Source organism: Winslowiella toletana, from assembly GCF_032164335.1.
In the GTDB taxonomy this organism is placed as follows: Bacteria; Pseudomonadota; Gammaproteobacteria; order Enterobacterales; family Enterobacteriaceae; genus Erwinia; species Erwinia toletana_A.
In genome coordinates this window covers 4005108-4024963 of the sequence record NZ_CP134152.1, presented here as the reverse complement: position 1 = coordinate 4024963, position 19856 = coordinate 4005108, and the positions used below count along the sequence as shown (strand labels likewise).

The window sequence follows — 19856 nt, the reverse complement described above, 5'->3', positions numbered from 1 at the left end:
CAGGGAGGCCCAAAGCGTTATTCTTCTGGCGGGGTGTAGCCTTCGATATGGACATCCTTGCCTTCAAACAGGAATTTCACCATTTCCTGCTCCAGTTGCTTACGGTCTTCCGGATTCATCATGCTGAGTTTTTTCTCATTGATCAGCATAGTCTGTTTTGACATCCACTGTGACCAGGCCTCTTTCGAAATTTCGTTATAGATGCGTTTACCCAGATCGCCCGGATAGAGCTGGAAGTCTTGTCCCTCGGCATCACGTTGCAGGAACGTACAGAAAATTGTGCGGCTCATTACTCTTCCTCTTGTATCGCGCGTGTGTTCAGCATCATTTGCTGTGGTTGCCGTAACTCATGTAGCAGGCGCTCAACCGGAGCGGCCAGTCCCACAGACGGCGGCTGCGCTAAGTTATACCAGAGACCCGCGCCATCATCCATGGCGCTACTCGCAGAAGGCAGTTCCAGCCACATTGGTACAATATCCAGATGAAAATGGCTGAAAGTATGACGGAAGGCGATCATCTGCTTAGGGTTGCTGCCAGTGATGCCGCGTGCTTTCAGCCACTGTTGCAGCTCGGCCTCGCTGCTGAATTGCGGAAAGCAGAACAGCCCGCCCCACAGACCAACGGGCGGGCGCTGTTCCAGCCAGACGCCATCGCCCCGCTGCATCATCAATAACCAGCCGGTGCGCTCTGGCAGCGTCTGTTTTGGCTTTTTACCCGGATATTTTGCCCAGCTACCGTTGGCATAAGCGACACAGTTGAGATTGACCGGGCAGATCTCGCATTTAGGCTTTGAGCGGGTACAGACTATCGCCCCCAGATCCATCATCGCCTGATTAAACTGGCTGACGCCAACCGCAGGTGTAACCTGCTCGCTGATATTCCAGAGTTTTTTCTCGACATCTTTTTTGCCCGGCCAGCCATCAATGGCATAACAACGTGCCAGCACGCGCTTAACGTTGCCATCGAGGATCGGGTAATGCTGCCCGAGCGACAGCGAAAGAATCGCCCCAGCCGTGGAGCGACCCACGCCGGGTAGATCGGCCACTGCTTCAAAGGTCTCGGGGAACTTACCGTCGTGACGCTCGACGACCTGTTGCGCCGCTTTGTGCAGATTGCGCGCGCGCGCGTAATAGCCGAGCCCGGTCCACAGATGCAGTACCTCATCCAGCGGCGCGGCGGCGAGATCGGTTACGCTGGGGAAGCGTGTCATAAAGCGTTCGAAGTAGGGAATGACGGTCGCAACCTGGGTTTGCTGCAGCATCACTTCCGAGAGCCAGACTTTATAAGGCGTTTTTTCCTGCTGCCACGGCAGGGTTTTGCGTCCGAAGCGCTGATACCAGTCCAGCACTTGTTGCGCGAACTGTTGCGCTTGCGTCATTGGGAGGAAATTTTCCGTTATTACTCTACAATCAGGCAGGAATTCCAGCACAGACACTGGATGCTGTAAACCGGAACTTTGCGGGACTTGCTTCTCAGCAGTAACTTTGCATAATGCCCGCATATTCCTGAATATGCAGATCAACAGGCAGCCACATGATAAATGACGTCATCTCACCAGAATATAATGAAAACGGTCGCGCGATGCGCCGTATCCGCAGTTTTGTCCGCCGTCAGGGCCGGTTAACCAAGGGCCAGCAGCACGCACTGGATAATTACTGGCCGGTGATGGGCGTTGAGTATCAGGCTCAGCCAATTGACCTGGTTGATCTTTTTGGCCGCGAGGGGCCAGTGGTGCTGGAAATTGGTTTCGGCATGGGGGCCTCGCTGGTCACCATGGCGGGAAATAATCCGCAACAAAATTTCCTCGGTATTGAAGTACATTCTCCGGGCGTTGGTGCCTGCCTTGGCTCAGCTCATGAAGCCGGCGTCGATAATTTGCGCGTGATGTGTCATGACGCGGTGGAAGTACTGGAGAATATGATCCCGGATAACTCGCTGCGCATGGTCCAGCTGTTCTTCCCTGACCCGTGGCATAAAGCGCGCCATAATAAACGCCGCATTGTGCAGGTGCCGTTTGCCGAGCTGGTAATGCGTAAGCTAAAGCTGGGTGGCACTTTCCATATGGCTACCGACTGGGAATCTTATGCCGAGCATATGCTGGAAGTGATGAGCAGCATCGAAGGCTATAAGAATCAGTCAGAAGACAATAGCTATGTGCCGCGTCCGGAATCACGTCCGTTAACGAAATTCGAGCAGCGTGGCCAGCGTTTAGGCCACGGTGTATGGGATCTGATGTTTGAGAGGGTTAAATAATGGCTACACAACGCAGTCGTCGTCTTCGTAAGAAAATGCACCTTGACGAGTTCCAGGAACTTGGTTTTTCGGTCAACTTTACCTTTGCGGAAGGCACCAGCGAAGCAGAGATCGACAGCACCGTTGATGCGCTGATTAATGAGGTTATCGAGCCGAATGGTCTGGCATTTGATGGTAGCGGCTATCTGCAGTGGGAAGGGCTGATCTGTCTGGAGAAGATTGGCAAGTGCACCGAAGAGCATCAGGAGCAGGTACGCAAATGGTTGAACGAGCGTCAGCTGAAAGATGTGCGAGTTTCTGAACTGTTTGATGTTTGGTGGGACTAATTACTATCGGGGCGGCTTAATGTCGCCCGAATAATTTTTATTACTCAGGAGATTTCATGATTCGTAAAGCGCTGGTTGTCGCATTACTGTTGGCCGCAGGCCAGGCTCAGGCCGCTTATGAGTGCAGTGTTAAGCCACAGGACGATGTGGTGATTAAACCGCAAAGCGTGCAGGTGGTTGGCGCTAACGGCAATCTGGTGATCTCTCCTGATGGCAACGTGCAGTTTAACGGCAAGCAGGTCGATGTGGACGCGGCGACGCGCCAGAAAGCGATCGATTACCAGAACGCACTGCGTCGTGATCTGCCATGGATTGACCAGGGTGCAACGCAACGGCTGGAAAAAGGCCGTGTGGCGCTGGATAAGGTGATTGTCGATAAGCTCGGCAGTGACAGCAATGTGCGCTCGCGTCTGACCTCACTGGACAGCCAGCTGAAGCAGCAGATGAATCGTATTATCGAGCATCGCAGCGACGGGTTAACCTTCCATCATCAGGCGATTGACCAGGTGCGTCAGGATGGTGAACGTCTGGTGCAGAATGCGATGGGCGGTGTGGTTCAGGACAGCCTGAACGAGATGGGCAAGAAACCATCGGCCGGCAGCGATAATCCGCTCCAGGCGATTATGGGTAATCTGGGTGGTTTGCAACAGGCGATTCAGGCCGAGTGGCGCAACCAGGAGCAGGATTTCCAGAACTTCGGTCATGAAGTCTGTAATCGTGTTATCACGCTTGAAACGCAGCGCAAAGGCGTGCTGGCGGCGGTGAAGCCATAACATAATCATTATGGCACCGCGGATACTCACCGTGGTGCCAGCCATATCCCCGCCAGGCCTGTCAGGCTCCTCAGAAATAAAATTTCCTCATAGTTAAGCAAATAAGAAAGATATCAGACCGCTAATAACCCTCGCAGTGAGTAATCCAGAAGTATTTGCCTGGAACCAAAAGAAGGGTTTCCTGGTTATCGGTAACTTTTATTTATTTATAAATAAGAGATTGGCCGATGAACTTCCAGCAAGCCGCACTGCAAAATTCCGCGAAGGCTTATTACGCCGACAATCAGCCACAGCCTAATCTGCAGGATGCGCCTTTCCTGGAAAAATTATCCCGGCTGGCGCAGGTGATGAATGAGGCCGGGATTGACTGGATAACGGATGACACATTCTGTCAGTTACTTTCTGAGGCGGTTCAGAATCAGGGGCTCAGGGAGATGCTTGAGTCAGAAACCGGCCTTAAATTTCGCCCGCAGCCAGCCAGTTCCTCTTCCCCCCTGACACTGGAAGATGTGCTGACAAAGGAGTGTCAGCATCCCGGTGGGCATCAGCTTGAATGTCTTCACCTGCTAATCATGAACAAAGCAGGGGCGCCTGAATCCGGCAGCCAGCTGAAATATCACCAGGCCGTGAGCAAGCTGGCGCAGGCCATTGAACAGCAGCAGCCTGCATGGAAGGAGTATGGCCAGCTGGGCTATAACCAGGATCGGCTAAATCAGGACCGGTTAATCCTGCTGCAGGATACCGTGCAGTCGATGCAGCAGGAGCTGCAACAGGGAGTGCAACAGAGGTTACCGCAGAGTATGCAGCAGCAGGCGGTTTGCACGGTGTCCGGTGCACTCCATGCCGCGACGCAGACGTTACTGGCGGCTCTGACAGGAGAGTGGGGGAAGCAGCAGGCGATGCTGACAACACCGGAAGCGCAGCTGGTGCGGCGGGATATGAACGCACTGGTCGATGCGTTAATCGCTACCGCGACAGGGTTGAAGGATGCCGGAAGCGCGCTCAGTGACGGACACTGGGATGGCATCGCGGAAATGGCGCTGGAAAAGCTGGAAAATATGACGGTGCAGATGCTGCAAGGCAACAGCAGTGGCGATGCAGCGGAGCAGCCACAGCTTCGGATGCTGGTAAAACAGGAGCTACAGAATCTGCCGCTGGAGCTGGATATTGTGGTTAGCCAACTCGGCGAGGCGGTGACCAGTGACACCAGAAGGGCAATGACGGAAAAACTTGGGCAGGCGTGCGCCGTGGCGGAAAAGGCCGCGACACAGGCAGACGTATTGTCGAATGACATTGAATATCCGACAAAGTATCGTCCGGATGCCGCTAGCGGCCAGGCGTTGGCTGGCGAGATTGTCGGCGCAGTGCGCGAGGCTGCCGCAGCGCTCAGTAATGCGGCAGACGTTCTGAAACAATCGGGTAAGGAGGTTGATCCGGACTCCTTTATTGATACGGCAAAAGTGGCCGCTGACTGGGCAAAATTTATCGGCAGTGAGCTAAAGGCGTCGGTTTCAGAGGTACTCCACGAGAATCCCTACACCAACCTGCAAAATGGAGTTGGCTCTCTGCAGAATGCCGCCAGGCATATTGGCCAGGGGCTGTACGATCTGGCCGCAGGCAGCGTAAGAAGTTCGAAAATTCAATATAACAAGGCTGAACACGCCATCATGCGGCAGTTCGACAGCGCGCCAGCTGATACTGCGGAAATCAATGTGGCGTTAAGGCTGGCCCTGCTACCGCTGCAGCGGGCGGCGCAAAAAATGAAGATTGCGGCAAGCGCACTTCTCGCGCCCGCCGTGAACCTGAAAATGGCTGGTAAAGACGCTAATACGGCTGAAGGCAGCGCCGCGCCGCGGGTGGAGCGCAGCAAAGACGCCGGTGTACAAATACAGACGATGCTGAAAGCCGTGTCCGACACGATGCTGGAGCAGACGAAAGTCAGCGGAAAAGTATCCGCCATGCAGGTTTCCGGCAAAATTAAATCACAGGACAAACTCAATGAGGCAGCACTGAAGGCGCGGCGCGCCGTCAGTGAAGTGCTGCAACAGATTGAGAGTAAAACGCTCAGAAGAGAGATAAAGGCCATACTGGCGCAGCTTCCTGCCCATCTGCAGGACAAAGCAAAGGGGCGTTTTCAACTGCTGCTGGCGCCATTATTGCAGACGGCAGCAGAGCTGGAGAAAGTCGCTGGAAAGCTCAGTGTTGCTGCGGAAGCTGCCGTGAAGCAGCCGCAGCAGGTTAAACAGCTGGCAGAACTGGCACTGAAAGCGCAGCGCAGAGCCACAGCGGTTAAACGGGAAATTAAACTGACGGAAGCCCGGCTGACCGGAGAGGTCACTCATAATACCGCCCGTAACCCGATGCTGGCGAAAGGCATGGCTGAAAAGCTGCATGAAATCAAAAATGAGTTTGTGCAAAACAACCCGGATGTTAACGCACAGGCTATCGACCGTGCCATGGCCGGGATACTTAGAGGGTTTATGCAAAAGGACTTTTCTGCGGAAAATGATCCTAACGGTGACGTGATGCTTAAAATGGTGGCACTGGAAATCAGCGATGCGCTAAACGGTGTGACCTTGTGGCCTGATACCCCTGACGAATTTATGGCGAAGCAAACCAGTTTTAGCCGTTATGCAGCGGAACAGGGCATCGACAAACTGACCTTCGGGCTGGTTTCCGAGTTCACGTTGTATGGTGAAAATGCCGTGCGGCATTTAATCGATATTGACCCGCTGCAAAATCTGATCGCCGAACGCCTGCCGGTTATCAAGGCGGTAATGACGCTGTACAGTACCATGCTGGGTAGGGCGACGATACTCAAGGGCGTGCGGCCTGGTCAGCCGCTGCCGCAGGCGCAACTGGATGAATTCACCAAGGGGCAGCTTAAACGGCTGGCGTTCCAGATAGTAAAAGTATTTACGCCAGCGGTCGCCCATTATGCTGCGGCACCTTTTTTAATCGGCAACGGTCTTTACCATAATAATGACCTGCGTCAGGGGCTTGGTGTCCGAATACTGAATAAATTGCCGCCCGGCTTTGCCTGGACCGGATATATGGCCGGACAAAATCAAGCGCTGGGGGCGGCGGCTAAACTTCTGGTCGGCGGGCTTACGGTACAACAGCCTCAGTCTGCGGACGCCGCCAGCATTGCCGGGATAGACGCACTATTACAGGAAGGTCGATCGTCGCTGGAGGCGGAAATGCGCGCTGATCCAGAACAGGATCTTCAGGAAGAAAAGGTAGAAAGAAGGGCCGGCCGAAATAAACGTTCTTTTGATTATCGATTATCTTTGCATCGCGGGGACTTTAGTGAATATGTCGGTTTAGAAAAACTGCGTCTTCTTCAGGAAGACAAAAACCTGACTCCTGTTCAGATAGAGGCGTATGTAGAAGACTATAAGTTAGCTATCAATAATTACCGTGATCTGGTAAAAAGTGGCGCCCCCGATTATAAGATTAATTCTGCTAAGTTAAATTTATTTAAAGCGACAAATACGCTGGAAATTGTCAGGAATAACCTTGAGCAAAGAGAGATAAGTCGTAGCAGTCTTTCTGAAGAAGCAATCAATAAAAAAGGTGAGGATTATTTAAAGTCGGTAAAGTCGGGTTATAATATTAGAGTGGGTCATGAGCTTAATCCAAGGCAGAAAGCTTTTAATTATCTGATGGATATTATTGGGCGCTATGATAAAAGCGAACGAGGAGTGATTGATTCTCCCGACAGCAAAATAACATTACTTAACAGAGCCAGTGCGAAGGAAGAGACTTTTACACTTTTTGATATTGCCACGGGGCAGGTTGATCCTGACAGTTATCTGCTGCCTGACAGTTTTATTAAGCACCCGCCCCACGAAAATCCCCCTTATAGCAAGGCTTTTCTTGAAGAACTAAAACTTATCACTGATGTAAATGTGAAAGGACGTGTCAAAGATTACCGCACGGATGCATTAGGCGGAAAAAGTATCAGTGCCATATATTATGGATATCAGTTTGAAAGTTCCGGCGATCAGATGTTGAAGAGCTTTGAGAATGATCTTGACGAATTGATGAACGACACGTCAAAAGTCAATGATATGGATAACTTCTATGAGGCCAATTTCAAAGTCACCGCGTCGACCCTGGCAAAAAATGCTGGGCTGAAAGCTTTCAGAGCAGATCTTGAAGCTTTTCAATATGGCAAGAGAGAGGCTGAGCATCTGGATTTTCGCGGCAGCAGACTAACTGATGTTGTCTGTTTTTCCGTTAAGGATAAAATACTGGCGATAGATGTTCAGGGTAAATTTATCGTTATTGAAAACACGCCGGAAGGGCTTAAGAATGTTGAAAATCAGAAATGGATTGTTTCTCATCTGAGTGCAAATAAACAGTTCAAATATAAAATCACTAACGGGGAGGGCGGGTATTTTAAATTTATTGAACACAGTACGGCCCCGCTGGAGCGATTAGGCACATCGCCGACCATAGTAAAAAAATACGCCACTCGTCAATATTCACCATTAAGTACATTTCAGCTAAAAAACACCGGAAAAGAAACGTTTGAGGTGGCATGTCAGCGCGCACGCGATGATATGAACTCGATGATTAAAACGTCGACAGAACGTAATTATGATATCGTTATTGACTACGCTGCAATTGCTGTGGGTTTAGCCGCCGGGATGGGAGTCGGGGCGGCAGGGTTATCACCGGCGATACTCTTTATGATGCAAATGGGCGTATCAGCCGGCATGACAGCCGCTAAAGAACTGCTTAAGGCTGCGCTTAAAGATAATCAGGCAGAGGCCGAAGATGTATTGAAGGCTTTGCCAGTCAACATACTGGCGGGCATGATGACAGACAGTGGAGTCACAGTAGGGACTAAACTTGCTGGCAAATTGACCAAGGCCGCAAATATTAAAGCGATTTTTCAAACTCCTGCTCAACAGATGGGCAAAGATATAGCGTTAAATTATGTTGCCTATGAAACAAGCAACAGAGTCGCCAGTTTGCTGTCATCGAACGCAGATAGCGGCAACGAGGACGTGAATACGTCTCCGCGCCAGGGCATCACGTCATTGCCAGAAATGCAGACAACAGATGTGCTGGATACCACGCCAAAGGGAATCGTTGTCGGTGAGTTATATTGTGTTATAAAAGATGCAGACTTATTTGATATCTGCCGTGATTTAGATATTCCGGTCACTGACTTCCAACATATACACCTCAAAAATGAGGCGCTTATTAGCGATGTGATGAATATCAAGGTCGGCACGTTTCTGCGCATACCAGAATCAGTAATGGAGAAGACCCGATTCAGCGCCCCGAAAGGGGAAGATATAGCACCCGGTGAGATAAGTGGAAATGAATATGTGGTGTATACCAATACTAACGTAAACGCTATCTGCAGAAGCCTGGGTATTGGCCCGCAATACTTTAATGCTATCTATCTGGCGAATAAAGATAATATTGACGATCCTAATAATATTCCCCGAAATACACGATTGAAAATACCGGAAGATATGCAAAAACAGTATAATCTGTACGCCAAGGAAATGGTTGGTCAGATGTATGGTAAAAAATTTAATGTTAGTAAATCAGCTGATAAAGTTGATATCTATAAAGATCTTAAGCTCACAATAGAGCCTGGCATTAGTCTTGGCGAGCAGATAAAAAGACAAAACTTGGTTAAGCAGTTGCTTGATGCCAATCCCTGGCTCAGGAAGCAGGATTTAATCAAAGCAGGTACTCAATTGACCCTTCCGCCTGATGTTTTGGAGCATTATCAACAGCTAAGTGGTCAACGTTCTGTCGTTAACTCAGAGACTGTGCCGCAGAATAATAGAGAGCCTCAGTCACTGCAGTTAAACGCCAGGTTTGGTCAGGTCAAAGGCAATGAGTTTATCACGCTGAAAGCGGCTAAAGCAGATGATATTTATAGCGAGCTGAATCTTTCACTTGCAGATAAAAATCTGCCTCTTGCTGAAAAAATGGCCCGGAGCCGTTTGTCGAAGCAGCTGGATGTGGCCAACCCATCGCTGCAGGCGAAAGGCGTTATTGAAGCCGGCACCAAACTGATCTTGCCCCCTGCGCTTGTGCTGCATTATCAACAACAAAGTGCTGAAAATTCTGCCAGTAACGCTGAGGCTGCACCTCAGCAGAGTGTCTCGCCATTAGTGGTTGAAAATCAGAACAATCCGCCAAAACCCCAGCCACCGTTAATCATAACCGCTTATGATAATAAGATAGAGGGTAATAAATATACAGCCGTGGAAGGCATAATGGCAGATGATATCCGTTACGAGTTATATCTTTCACATGATAAAGATTTCCCACCTTCTGAGTTCAAGGAGAGAGACCGCCTTTATCAGCTGCTGCTTAAGGCCAATCCGTCGTTCGATCCGCAATTTGCTGTGTGGAGTCTGACCCTTCCGCCGGAGGTTCTGCAGCATTATCTGCAGCAATCAGACGAATCCTGATAAATGCCGCGACGGGTAGTGCAAATGTCGACGGCATCGGGCATCAGAAACGACAGAGTGGCTGATTGGCGGTCAGTCACTCAGCCAGAAACAGCTCCAGCAACGAATTCAGAAACAGCTTTCCTTTCTCGGTAATCTGCCAGTTGTCAGGCGTCTCTGTCAGATATCCCTTCGCCAGCGCTTCCTCGATTTGCGGTCGGATCACTGACTCATTCAGACCGGTATAACGGCTGAACTCCTCACGTGGCGCGGCTTCCAGCAGGCGAAAACGGTTCATAAAGAACTCAAACGGCTTCTCGCTATCGACGACCTCATGCTGACGATCAAGATAGTTACCCGCCATAAAACCACGCGGATGGCGGGTTTTGGTGGTGCGAATAATACGTCCGTCGGCCTGCGTCAGCTTACCATGTGCACCACAGCCAATGCCGAGGTAATCGCCAAAGCGCCAGTAGTTAAGATTATGCTCGCAGCGATAGCCCGGTTTGGCATAGGCGGAGGTTTCATACTGCTGATAACCGGCGGCGGTCAGCAGCTTGTCACCCTGCTCGAAGATATCCCACAGCGCATCATCATCCGGTAATACTGGCGGACGTGAGCTGAACAAGGTATTGGGTTCAATGGTCAGCTGATACCAGGAGAGATGCGGTGGGTTAAGTGCAATCGCCTGACGCAAATCATCCAGCGCTTCTTCCAGCGACTGATCGGGTAAACCGTGCATCAAATCAAGGTTAAAGCTGCGCAGGCCAAGGTCGGCGGCGAGATGTGCAGCACGCTTTGCCTCTTCTGGCCCGTGAATACGCCCCAGACGCTGTAACTTCTGCGGGCTGAAACTCTGCACGCCAATAGAAATACGGTTAATCCCGGCGCGTTGATAGCCGCTGAAGCGATCGGCTTCCACCGTACCCGGGTTCGCTTCCATGGTGATTTCAGCGGTTGGCGACAGTGGCAGACGCGCGCGTACGCCGTCCATCAGCAGCATCATCGCTTCACTGCTCAGCAGGCTCGGTGTGCCGCCACCAATAAAAATGGTGCCAACTTCACGACCGCCGGTTAACGGCAGATCGTTATCGAGATCGGCCAGCAGGTGACGCACATACTCTTCGTGCGGCACCTCGCCTTTTAACGCATGCGAGTTAAAATCGCAGTAAGGGCATTTTTGCACGCACCACGGGATATGGATGTACAGACTCAGTGGCGGACGATTAGCCATTACGCATGGCTTCCAGCAACAGCGTCAATGCTTTACCACGATGAGACAGCGCACGCTTCTCATCTTTAGTCAGCTCAGCGGCGGTTTTACCCTGTGCTGGCAGATAGAAAATCGGGTCATAGCCAAAGCCGCCTTCGCCAGCAGCAGCACGGGTAATGATCCCTTGCCAGCTGCCGTGAAACACCAGCGGCGTCGGATCTTCAGCGTGGCGCAGATAGACCAGCACGCAGTGAAACTGTGCCTGACGCTGATCGTCCGGCACATCCTGTAACGCCGTCAGTAGCTTTTCCAGGTTCTGCCGATCGCTGGCGTCTTCCCCGGCGTAGCGTGCCGAGTAGATGCCCGGTGCGCCGCCCAGCGCGTCAACCGCCAGACCAGAGTCATCGGCAATCGCCGGTAAGCCGGTGATTTGCGCCGCATGGCGTGCTTTAAGAATGGCGTTTTCGATAAAGGTTAAACCGGTCTCTTCAGCAGACTCCACGCCGAGATCGGTTTGCGCCACGATATCAAGACCAAAGGCCGACAGCAGGTCGGCCAGTTCGCTGACTTTGCCCGGATTACCGGTCGCGAGAACAACTTTTTGCATAGCAGATCCAGAATTCATAATTGATGCGTTACAGCAGATACCACAGGCCAGGGAACAGATCCATGCCGAGGTAATTGAGCATATAGAGAATCAAAATCACCACCATCGCGGAGAAATCGATACCGCCCATCGCGGGCAGAATACGGCGAATGGGTGCCATCAGCGGTTCAGTTAACTGAATCAGCACATAATCAATCGCGCCACGACCCTGACTGATCCAGCTCATCAGTGAACGAATAATGATCACCCAGAACACCAGGTTTCCGGCGGACTTCACCAGCGAAAGCAGACCAACCAGCAGGTTCATCGGATCGACCGAGAACGCCCCGACCTGAATCAGCAGTAAAATCGGGTATTTCAGCGTGGTCAGCACAAACGCCAGCAGCAGCGAGGCGGTATCAACCGGCCCGATAGCAGGAATAATCCGGCGTAAAGGCTTCACTATTGGCTGGGTGATTTTGACTACAAACTGCGCCAGCGGATTGTAGAAATCACAGCGTGACCACTGCATCCAGATGCGCAGCAGCAGCACCATCACGTAGAGATCAATCAGGGTCTTGACCAGAAAAGTCAACGTCAGCATGAGGTTCCTCAGTTATTGTTGTGAGTAGCGTTAGCGTAATCACGCGCGCCAAATATAGCGGTGCCAATCCGCACCATGGTGCTGCCTGCCGCAATGGCGGCGTCCATATCGTCGCTCATTCCCAGAGAAAGGGTATCGACGGATGGGTAATGCTGTTTTAATTGCTCCAGTGCATCAGCCATCTGCTGGCACACTGCCAGCTGGCGTGAGTAATCACTTTCCGGAGCAGGAATCGCCATTAATCCCCGCAGCTGCAAACGTGGCAGCTGTGCTATCTGCCGCGCCAGTTCCGGCAAAGCATCCAGCATGATGCCAGATTTACTCTGTTCGTCACTGATGTTTATTTGGATCAGCACATTTAGTGGCGCGAGGTGGGCCGGGCGCTGTTCGTTAAGGCGCGTAGCGATGCGCAAGCGATCAACGGTATGACACCAGGCAAAGTTCTCTGCCACCAGTCGGCTCTTGTTGGATTGCAGCGGACCGATAAAGTGCCAGATCAACTGCGGATAAGCCGCCAGCGCCTGAATTTTATCTACCCCTTCCTGCACGTAATTCTCACCAAATGCTGTCTGTCCGGCGGCAACCGCTTCTTCGACCGCGCTCGCAGGTTTGGTTTTACTCACTGCAAGCAGCGTAACTTCTGCTGGATCGCGGCCGCAACGTTCTGCCGCCGCTGTGATTCGCTGGCGAACTTCCTGTAGGTTTTGCTGGATTGAGATCATAGTCAGGAGAACTTTATGGATATGGAAGAAATTGTGGCCCTTAGTGTAAAGCATAACGCCGCCGATCTGCACCTGTGCAGTGGTCATTCGCCGCAGTGGCGTTGTCAGGGGCGGCTGGGCGCGGTGCCGGGTCAGAAAAAAATTTCTGCCGCCGCGCTGGAATCGCTGGTGATGAGCTGGCTCGACGCCAGCCAGCGCGCGTTTCTTGAATCTACCGGCCATGTCGATTTTGCGCTGACCTTAGCCAGCGGCACGCGGCTGCGCGCCAATTTATTTCAGCAACGTCACGGGCTATCACTGGCTTTACGTTTGATAGCCAGCCACTGCCCGCCGCTGGAGACGCTGGGCCTGCCCGATATTATCCCGACGTTGTTACAGCAGCAGGACGGTCTGATACTGATTACCGGCGCCACCGGCAGCGGCAAATCCACCACGCTGGCGGCAATGATCGATGCGCTAAATCGTCAGCGCGATCTGCATATTTTGACTCTTGAAGATCCGATTGAGTTTATTCATAACAGCCAGAAATCGCTAATCCAGCAGCGCGAAATCGGTCAGCATTGCAGCTCATTTTATGAAGGCTTACGCGCTGCGCTGCGTGAAGATCCGGATGTCATCCTGCTCGGCGAGCTGCGTGACAGCGAAACGATTCGTCTGGCGTTGACTGCGGCAGAAACCGGCCATCTGGTGCTGGCAACATTGCACACCCGCAGCGCCACTCAGGCAGTCGATCGGCTGGTGGATGTCTTCCCGGCAGAGGAGAAAAATCTGGTGCGTAGCCAGCTGGCAGGCAGCCTGAAAGCGGTGATTGCCCAACGGCTGGTGGCGGCAAGCAACACCGGGCGCGTGGCTCTGTTTGAGCTACTGGTCAGCACGCCAGCGGTGGCGAATATGATTCGCGAAGGTAAAACCCATCAGCTGCCCGGATTGCTGCAAACCGGTATGCAATCCGGGATGTGCACTTTTGCGCAGAGTCTGCGCCAGCGTATTGCCGCAGGCATCGTTGCCGCTACGGATGAAGAGCCGGTGTTGGTTAATGATTCTCGAACCAGCTTTCCAGGATAATCACCGCTGACAGAGAATCGACGCTGCCTTTATTAAGCGCACGGAATCCGCCACGAGCAAACAGATCGGCACGTGCTTCGACGGTGCTGAGACGCTCATCATGCAGCTCAACCTGAATGCCGAAACGCCCATGCAGGCGGTTGGCAAACTTACGTGCGCGCGCCGTCAGCGGCTGTTCAGTGCCGTCCATATTTAGCGGCAGGCCGACGACTAACCGATCCGGTTGCCACTCTTTTAACAACCGCTCAATCAGGTTCCAGTCGGGAATGCCATCCTGAGCCTTAATCGCCGTTAACGGACGGGCGGTGCCGGTAAGTTGCTGACCTACCGCGACGCCAATACTTTTGGTGCCGAAATCAAACGACAGCAGGGTCATTGCCGACATCAGGCGTGACCTGCTTCACTGGTAATATTATGAATATCGATACCAATGCTTTTCGCCGCTTCGCGCCAACGTTCGGCTATCGGAGTATGGAACAGGATATTGCTGTTGGCCGGCGTTGTCAGCCAGGCATTTTCCAGCAGTTCGCCTTCCAGCTGATCTTTTTCCCATGCACAGTAACCCAGCGCCACCAGTACGTGCTCCGGCTGTTCAGGGGTGCCAAGTGCTTCGAGCACATCACGTGAAGTGGTGATGATGGTGTTATCTGAAACCCGAATGCTGGAGGTAAAGGTGCGCTGCGCCGAGTGCAGAATAAACCCGCGATCTTCCGCCAGTGGGCCGCCAGCAAATACTGGTTTATCCAGCCTTACTGCGGGATCGCGCGGCGTTGGCGATATTTTAAGTTTTGTCAGAATGCCGTCAACCGTCAGGTTTTCCATCGGCTTATTAACGATCAAACCCATGGCGCCTTCATCATTATGCTCGCAGATATACACTACCGAGCGCTTGAATAAAGGGTCCTGTAATGCTGGCATGGCGATCAAAAAATGATGCTGTAAATTCATTGTCACTCGTTCTGTGTTCTGGTTAAGAGCTAATCGGTTATACCCTGGTAGCTGTTAACGGGTTTGCAACGGGGCTTACGCCCCGTGTAAATAATCAGGCCAGACGTTTTTCAATCGCATCCATCAGCATGCCGGTAATCGAGATCGGGAACGCCGCTTCGATTTCACGGATACACGTTGGGCTGGTGACGTTAATCTCAGTCAGTTTATCACCAATAATATCCAGACCGACGAAGATCAGACCTTTGGCTTTCAGCGTGGGTGCCACGCGGCGCGCAATTTCCCAGTCGCTTTCAGACAGTGGGCGTGCTTCACCACGACCACCTGCCGCCAGATTGCCACGCGTCTCACCGGATTTCGGGATACGTGCCAGGCAGTAAGGAACCGGCTCGCCGTCTACCACCAGCACGCGTTTATCACCTTCTTTAATCGCCGGCAGATAGTTTTGCGCCATGCAGTAGAAATTACCGTGCTCGGTCAGCGTTTCGATAATCACCGACAGGTTAGGATCTTCCTGCTTAACGCGGAAAATTGACGCGCCGCCCATGCCATCCAGCGGTTTCAGAATAATATCGCCGTGCTGCTGCCAGAATTCGCGGATCTGATGGGCGTTACGCGTCACCAGGGTATCCGGCGTCAGCTCGGCAAACCATGCGGTAAACAGCTTCTCGTTACAGTCGCGCAGGCTTTGTGGTTTGTTAACAATCAGCGTGCCTTGCTCTTCCGCGCGCTCAAGAATGTAAGTGGCATAGATAAATTCGGTATCAAATGGCGGATCTTTACGCATCAGGATCACGTTAAGATCAGACAGTGCAATATCCTGCTCGCTGCCAAACTCAAACCATTTGTCGTAGTTCTGCTCAACGCTCAGGGTGCGGGTACGCGCCCGGCCTTCGCCCGCACGCAGATAGAGATCGCTCATCTCCATGTAATGAATTTCGTAACCACGGCGCTGTGCTTCCAGCAGCATTGCGAAGCTGCTGTCTTTTTTGATGTTGATGGAGGTAATCGGGTCCATCACAATACCAAGCTTAATCATGTGTTCTCCTGAATTCACAGCTGCGTGACTCGCGTGTGTAGTGGCGGCAGTCAATGCTGCGCTTGCCAAAGATTTAGCGGGAGCAGAAAGCGGCTCCGCTACAGTGTTTCAGATAGCCCGGATGAATATTTTACCCATGGTGCTAGCCGAGATCGCCAAAGCGTACCTGCAAAGCGGTCATCGCCGTCAGTGCAGTGGTTTCAGTGCGTAAAACACGTGGTCCTAACAGAATATCGGTAAAGCCCTGTTCTGCGGTCATGGCGATTTCACTGGCCGACAGTCCGCCTTCCGGACCAATCAGCAGGCGTACCCGCTCTACCGGCTGCGGCAGCGTGTTGATGCTGTGCTGCGCTCGCGGATGAAGGTTGAGTTTCAAACCGCTATCGGCTTCTGCACACCAGGCTTCCAGCGTCATCGCTTCGCGCACTTCCGGCACCGTATTACGCCCGCACTGTTCGCAGGCTGCAATGGCAATCTTTTGCCACTGCTGAATTTTCTTGGCTAAACGCTCTGCATCCAGCTTTACGCCACAGCGCTCAGAAAACAAGGGGGTAATCACATTTACTCCCAGTTCGATTGACTTCTGGATGGTAAATTCCATCTTCTCACCGCGCGACATCACCTGACCTAAATGCAGATGAAGCGGGGATTCACGACTGTCGGCCTGGCTTGAGAGGATTTTCACCCGGACGTTTTTTTTATCCGCCTGAGTAATTTCGGCGGAAAACGTCAGATTACTGCCGTCGAATAGTTCCAGCGCCTGACCACTGTTCATGCGCAATACGCGTCCAACATGATTAGCAGCATCTTCGAACAGAGCAATTTCGCTACCGACCTGCAAGGCGTCGGGATGGTAAATGCGGGGTATGCGCATGGGATTCCTGATAATAATATGCCGCGCGAAATCGTCGGGCGGCGTAAAACATGAAAGACTTAGTTTAGGGTAGTGATTTTACCGCTGGCAAGCTTGCTGTACATAGGGATTATGATTGCCCTGAACCCGTGCGATGCGTTTGTCGCGTTCACACTCCCAGCTCGTCACCGGATACTGCTTGTTCCAGGCGGTCATCAGCTGGGTTTGCTGCCTCGACAACTGTAGTTGATACTGGTCGCGCATATAGAAATAAGTCCGCGCAATTGCACCACGGGCGCGTGCCGGCGGCTCGGCCAGTTTGTTTTTAAAATCGATCTTCATTTCACAGCGGCCATACTGCTGCTCACCGCCATTCCACTGGCTGTACATCAGGTTGCCACGGTCGCCGTTGACCTCGCCAATTGCCGGTTGCAGGTTATGCAGGTCGGTCTCTATGCGGCGATAAACCGGATCTTTACTGCAATTTTTGCGACCACCATTTTGCCAGCACTGGCGCTGATGGCCAAATTGCCAGGCGGGGACCACATGCTCCCATTCGATGCGCTGGGCGCGGTTGGCATTTTTACGTACCTGATAGCCGCAGGAGGCGAGGTCCGGAATGCCTTTTTTTCCTTGCCAGTTAATTTTACAACCACAGTAAAACGAACCCGGCGCATCGGCGTTAATCTGCACGGCGTAAGTTTTTGCCTGCTGAAAATTATTCTGATGATAGTTATCCAGATTCAGGCTTTGGGCGGTAAAAGGTGAGAGCAGTAGCGTGAGTGCGAGGGTGCTAATAATTTTGCGCGACATAATCCATTTTTTTGCTAATCAGAAACAGCGCGCAGGTTAACAGAAGCCGCAAAGATAACGAATTACGTTGAAGGTAATCAGTGAGTTAATGGTTGTTTTTTAACCGCCTAACGGTTTTTTAAGAACTGATGAAATCATCCGCTCTGAGAATATCGCCACATTTCAGGCAACGATACTCACTCTCACCCCGCACCACCCGGTTATGACGACGCACCGTCAGCTGATGCTGCTGGCATCCACAACGATAAGCAAAAGCACGGCTGCGTACCGAGCTGACGGCAAACTGATGGGTGCGACGCGCGGGCACGTCGAGGATCTGCTCCATCATCCACTTCCACTCTTTACCGTGGGGTGGCACCCGGCCAAAGTGTTTCCATACCAGCAGATGCGCCAGCTCATGCGGAACCACTTCATCGATAAATGCTTGCTGATTCTCCATCAACAGCACCGGATTAAGGCGTATCTCCCAGTTTTGCAGCCAGGCGGTACCGGCAGCAGTGCCGCGCTGCTGATAGAGCAAATTGGGTTCCGGATAGTCGCGTTCAAGACGCTGATTAGCCTGCTGCAGTTTACTGCGCAATGCGCGCATCACGGACTGCTGCAAAGCAATGGGGAGTCGGGGAGATTTCATAGCAGGAAGAATAATTCTGCGGAGCAGGGGATGCAAGAGTTGACGTTCGGGCGACGTTGCCGCCGCCCGTTAAAAAAAGCAGAGTTAATTACGTGAACCGATATCGCGCAATTTCTTGCCTGACAGCAGGTTACGTTCAATATGCTCCAGTGAAATACCTTTGGTTTCAGGAATCAACCACAGGGTCAGCACGATAAAGAACAGATTCAGCCCTGCATACACCCAGAAGGTGTTGGCATTGCCCAGCGTATTCAGCATGGTCAGGAAGGTTGCGCCAACGATCATATTGGCAATCCAGTTAGTTGTAGTGGAGACGGTGATACCAAAATCACGCCCTTTCAACGGCTGAATCTCAGAGCACAGTACCCAAATCAGCGGACCGGCGCTCATAGCAAAACCAACGATAAACATCAGCAGCATGGCAACCGCGAAGTATTGCGCAGCTTCGCTGTGAATGCCGATGTGCAGCATAGTGCCGAGAATGCCCATCCCTGCCGCCATCACCATAAAGCCCAGCGTCAGCGTCGGCTTACGACCCCAGCGATCGACCAGCCCGATAGCGATAAAGGTCGCCAGCACGTTGATCAGACCAACAATAACCGTGCCCCACATCTGTTGAGTGGTATTGGCGAAGCCGGCAATTTCAAAGATTTTTGGCGCGTAATACATGATGACGTTCATACCGGTGAACTGCTGCATCACCTGCAGCAATACGCCAAGGAACACCGCGCGACGGAAGTTGCTGTTGCCTTTAAACAGACTCCAGCCGGACTGCTTGATTTTCAGGCTTTCGCGAATTTCATCCAGTTCACGTTTTGCTTGTTCGCTGGTATCACGCAGGCGATCCAGCACCCTTTGTGCGTCACGGAAGTTGCCTTTCGCCGCCAGCCAGCGTGGGCTGTTAGGCAGGAAGAACACGCCAATCAGCAGCAGCAATGCCGGAATGGTGATGACGCCCAGCATCCAGCGCCAGTTGCCGGTATAGCTGAAAGCGGTATCGGACAGGTAAGCGCCGAGAATACCGATGGTAATCATCAGCTGATACAGTGAAATCATACTGCCACGGATTTTTTCCGGCGCGATTTCAGAGAGATAGAGTGGAGCGGTATAAGAGGCGATGCCGACTGCCAGGCCCAGCAGCACGCGTGCAACAATCAGCATTTCCGGGTTAGGGGCAAAGGCTGACCACAGCGAACCGATAACAAACAGGATGGCACCGGCCATCAGGCTTTTTTTACGACCAAGGCTGGAAGACATCCAGCCACTGGCGATGGCACCGACTGCGGCACCAAACATCATTGAGCTGACGATCCACTCTTGCTGATGACTGGTGACATTAAAATCTTTTGCGATGAATGGCAGTGCACCGGCAATAACGCCGATATCCAGACCAAACAGTAACCCTGCAAGTGCTGCAAGAAAGCAGACAAATAAGGTCATGGCCTTATTCGAGGTTCTGCTTTTGTGTGTATTGCCAGGCATATTGCCTCCACGTAGTAACTATGTTGTTTTTTTATCAATGTTAGAAAACATGCCGCGGGTAAAAAGTGAGGCTGATCACACTAGTGTAATCGGTTACACACGCTGATTCCCTGTAAA

18 protein-coding genes are annotated in these 19856 nt (G+C 52.1%); 5 read left to right on the top strand and 13 right to left on the bottom strand.

Annotation, left to right across the window (positions count from 1 at the left end; translation table 11 throughout):
* Positions 1–17: 17 nt before the first annotated feature.
* Together RIN69_RS18540 and mutY are read right to left on the bottom strand one after the other, a co-directional pair.
* Positions 18–290: an oxidative damage protection protein gene (locus RIN69_RS18540; RefSeq protein ID WP_313853659.1), complete on the bottom strand. Its 273-nt coding sequence runs from the start codon at positions 288–290 to the stop codon at positions 18–20.
* Complete coding sequence (gene mutY, locus RIN69_RS18535) at positions 290–1378, bottom strand: A/G-specific adenine glycosylase (RefSeq protein WP_313853657.1); 1089 nt, start codon at positions 1376–1378, stop codon at positions 290–292. Before mutY ends, RIN69_RS18540 begins: the two co-directional genes overlap by 1 nt.
* 155 nt (positions 1379–1533) lie before the next feature.
* Between mutY and trmB the strand changes: the two genes are divergently transcribed.
* From trmB to RIN69_RS18515, 4 genes are all read left to right on the top strand, one after another.
* Complete coding sequence (trmB, locus tag RIN69_RS18530; protein ID WP_313853654.1) at positions 1534–2253, top strand: tRNA (guanosine(46)-N7)-methyltransferase TrmB; 720 nt, start codon at positions 1534–1536, stop codon at positions 2251–2253.
* Positions 2253–2579, top strand: coding sequence for a YggL family protein (locus RIN69_RS18525; protein WP_313853652.1), 327 nt, complete (start codon positions 2253–2255; stop codon positions 2577–2579). The genes trmB and RIN69_RS18525 overlap by 1 nt, the downstream gene beginning before the upstream one ends.
* Positions 2580–2635: 56 nt before the next feature.
* Positions 2636–3352 (top strand): YggN family protein, encoded by a 717-nt coding sequence (locus RIN69_RS18520; RefSeq protein WP_313853650.1) that lies wholly within the window; start codon positions 2636–2638, stop codon positions 3350–3352.
* A gap of 509 nt (positions 3353–3861) precedes the next feature.
* Positions 3862–9804 carry a hypothetical protein gene (locus tag RIN69_RS18515; protein ID WP_313853648.1) on the top strand — a complete coding sequence of 1981 codons (5943 nt, stop codon included), beginning with the start codon at positions 3862–3864 and terminating at the stop codon, positions 9802–9804.
* 76 nt (positions 9805–9880) lie between these two features.
* On the opposite strand, the gene hemW is transcribed toward RIN69_RS18515, so the two are convergent.
* Genes hemW through RIN69_RS18495 form a run of 4 tightly spaced genes read right to left on the bottom strand, consistent with a single transcriptional unit; the run spans position 9881 to position 12908 of the window.
* On the bottom strand, positions 9881–11017 hold the full coding sequence (gene hemW, locus RIN69_RS18510; RefSeq protein WP_313853646.1) for a radical SAM family heme chaperone HemW: 1137 nt from the start codon (positions 11015–11017) through the stop codon (positions 9881–9883).
* Positions 11010–11603: an XTP/dITP diphosphatase gene (locus RIN69_RS18505; RefSeq protein WP_313853643.1), complete on the bottom strand. Its 594-nt coding sequence runs from the start codon at positions 11601–11603 to the stop codon at positions 11010–11012. The genes hemW and RIN69_RS18505 overlap by 8 nt, the downstream gene beginning before the upstream one ends.
* Positions 11604–11631: 28 nt before the next feature.
* Positions 11632–12186 carry a YggT family protein gene (locus RIN69_RS18500; RefSeq protein ID WP_313853640.1) on the bottom strand — a complete coding sequence of 185 codons (555 nt, stop codon included), beginning with the start codon at positions 12184–12186 and terminating at the stop codon, positions 11632–11634.
* An 8-nt stretch (positions 12187–12194) separates the two neighbouring features.
* On the bottom strand, positions 12195–12908 hold the full coding sequence (locus RIN69_RS18495) for a YggS family pyridoxal phosphate-dependent enzyme (protein ID WP_313853637.1): 714 nt from the start codon (positions 12906–12908) through the stop codon (positions 12195–12197).
* Between the two features lie 15 nt (positions 12909–12923).
* Here RIN69_RS18495 and RIN69_RS18490 point away from each other — a divergent pair, with 15 nt between their 5' ends.
* Positions 12924–13973, top strand: a complete 1050-nt coding sequence (locus tag RIN69_RS18490) for a type IV pilus twitching motility protein PilT (protein ID WP_313853635.1) — start codon at positions 12924–12926, stop codon at positions 13971–13973.
* Here RIN69_RS18490 and ruvX read toward each other — a convergent pair.
* The 7 genes from ruvX to RIN69_RS18455 all read right to left on the bottom strand — a co-directional run bounded on the left by ruvX (position 13942) and on the right by RIN69_RS18455 (position 19739).
* A complete protein-coding gene (ruvX, locus tag RIN69_RS18485; RefSeq protein WP_313853633.1) occupies positions 13942–14358 on the bottom strand; it encodes a Holliday junction resolvase RuvX in 417 nt (138 codons plus the stop codon). The two genes, RIN69_RS18490 and ruvX, sit on opposite strands and share 32 nt — an antisense overlap.
* The gene (locus RIN69_RS18480) at positions 14358–14921 is read right to left on the bottom strand and encodes a YqgE/AlgH family protein (RefSeq protein ID WP_313853631.1); all 564 of its coding nucleotides are present in this window, start codon (positions 14919–14921) and stop codon (positions 14358–14360) included. The genes ruvX and RIN69_RS18480 overlap by 1 nt, the downstream gene beginning before the upstream one ends.
* Positions 14922–15015: 94 nt before the next feature.
* Positions 15016–15960 carry a glutathione synthase gene (gshB, locus tag RIN69_RS18475; protein ID WP_313853629.1) on the bottom strand — a complete coding sequence of 315 codons (945 nt, stop codon included), beginning with the start codon at positions 15958–15960 and terminating at the stop codon, positions 15016–15018.
* A gap of 142 nt (positions 15961–16102) precedes the next feature.
* Entirely contained in the window at positions 16103–16834 is a 732-nt protein-coding gene (gene rsmE / locus RIN69_RS18470; RefSeq protein ID WP_313853627.1) for a 16S rRNA (uracil(1498)-N(3))-methyltransferase, read from the bottom strand.
* A 78-nt stretch (positions 16835–16912) separates the two neighbouring features.
* A complete protein-coding gene (endA, locus tag RIN69_RS18465) occupies positions 16913–17626 on the bottom strand; it encodes a deoxyribonuclease I (RefSeq protein WP_313853625.1) in 714 nt (237 codons plus the stop codon).
* Between the two features lie 118 nt (positions 17627–17744).
* The gene (locus RIN69_RS18460) at positions 17745–18257 is read right to left on the bottom strand and encodes a SprT family zinc-dependent metalloprotease (RefSeq protein WP_313853623.1); all 513 of its coding nucleotides are present in this window, start codon (positions 18255–18257) and stop codon (positions 17745–17747) included.
* Between the two features lie 84 nt (positions 18258–18341).
* Entirely contained in the window at positions 18342–19739 is a 1398-nt protein-coding gene (locus RIN69_RS18455; protein ID WP_313853621.1) for a sugar porter family MFS transporter, read from the bottom strand.
* Between the last annotated feature and the right edge of the window lie 117 nt (positions 19740–19856).

Coding starts and splice junctions, on each gene's coding strand:
- RIN69_RS18490 (WP_313853635.1), top strand. CDS start 12,924: ATGGATATGGAAGAAATTGTGGCCCTTAGTGTAAAGCATAACGCCGCC.
- RIN69_RS18520 (WP_313853650.1), top strand. CDS start 2,636: ATGATTCGTAAAGCGCTGGTTGTCGCATTACTGTTGGCCGCAGGCCAG.
- RIN69_RS18455 (WP_313853621.1), bottom strand. CDS start 19,739: ATGCCTGGCAATACACACAAAAGCAGAACCTCGAATAAGGCCATGACC.
- RIN69_RS18480 (WP_313853631.1), bottom strand. CDS start 14,921: ATGAATTTACAGCATCATTTTTTGATCGCCATGCCAGCATTACAGGAC.
- mutY (WP_313853657.1), bottom strand. CDS start 1,378: ATGACGCAAGCGCAACAGTTCGCGCAACAAGTGCTGGACTGGTATCAG.
- RIN69_RS18505 (WP_313853643.1), bottom strand. CDS start 11,603: ATGCAAAAAGTTGTTCTCGCGACCGGTAATCCGGGCAAAGTCAGCGAA.
- gshB (WP_313853629.1), bottom strand. CDS start 15,960: ATGATTAAGCTTGGTATTGTGATGGACCCGATTACCTCCATCAACATC.
- trmB (WP_313853654.1), top strand. CDS start 1,534: ATGATAAATGACGTCATCTCACCAGAATATAATGAAAACGGTCGCGCG.
- RIN69_RS18495 (WP_313853637.1), bottom strand. CDS start 12,908: ATGATCTCAATCCAGCAAAACCTACAGGAAGTTCGCCAGCGAATCACA.
- RIN69_RS18540 (WP_313853659.1), bottom strand. CDS start 290: ATGAGCCGCACAATTTTCTGTACGTTCCTGCAACGTGATGCCGAGGGA.
- RIN69_RS18500 (WP_313853640.1), bottom strand. CDS start 12,186: ATGCTGACGTTGACTTTTCTGGTCAAGACCCTGATTGATCTCTACGTG.
- rsmE (WP_313853627.1), bottom strand. CDS start 16,834: ATGCGCATACCCCGCATTTACCATCCCGACGCCTTGCAGGTCGGTAGC.
- endA (WP_313853625.1), bottom strand. CDS start 17,626: ATGTCGCGCAAAATTATTAGCACCCTCGCACTCACGCTACTGCTCTCA.
- RIN69_RS18525 (WP_313853652.1), top strand. CDS start 2,253: ATGGCTACACAACGCAGTCGTCGTCTTCGTAAGAAAATGCACCTTGAC.
- hemW (WP_313853646.1), bottom strand. CDS start 11,017: ATGGCTAATCGTCCGCCACTGAGTCTGTACATCCATATCCCGTGGTGC.
- RIN69_RS18460 (WP_313853623.1), bottom strand. CDS start 18,257: ATGAAATCTCCCCGACTCCCCATTGCTTTGCAGCAGTCCGTGATGCGC.
- ruvX (WP_313853633.1), bottom strand. CDS start 14,358: ATGTCGGCAATGACCCTGCTGTCGTTTGATTTCGGCACCAAAAGTATT.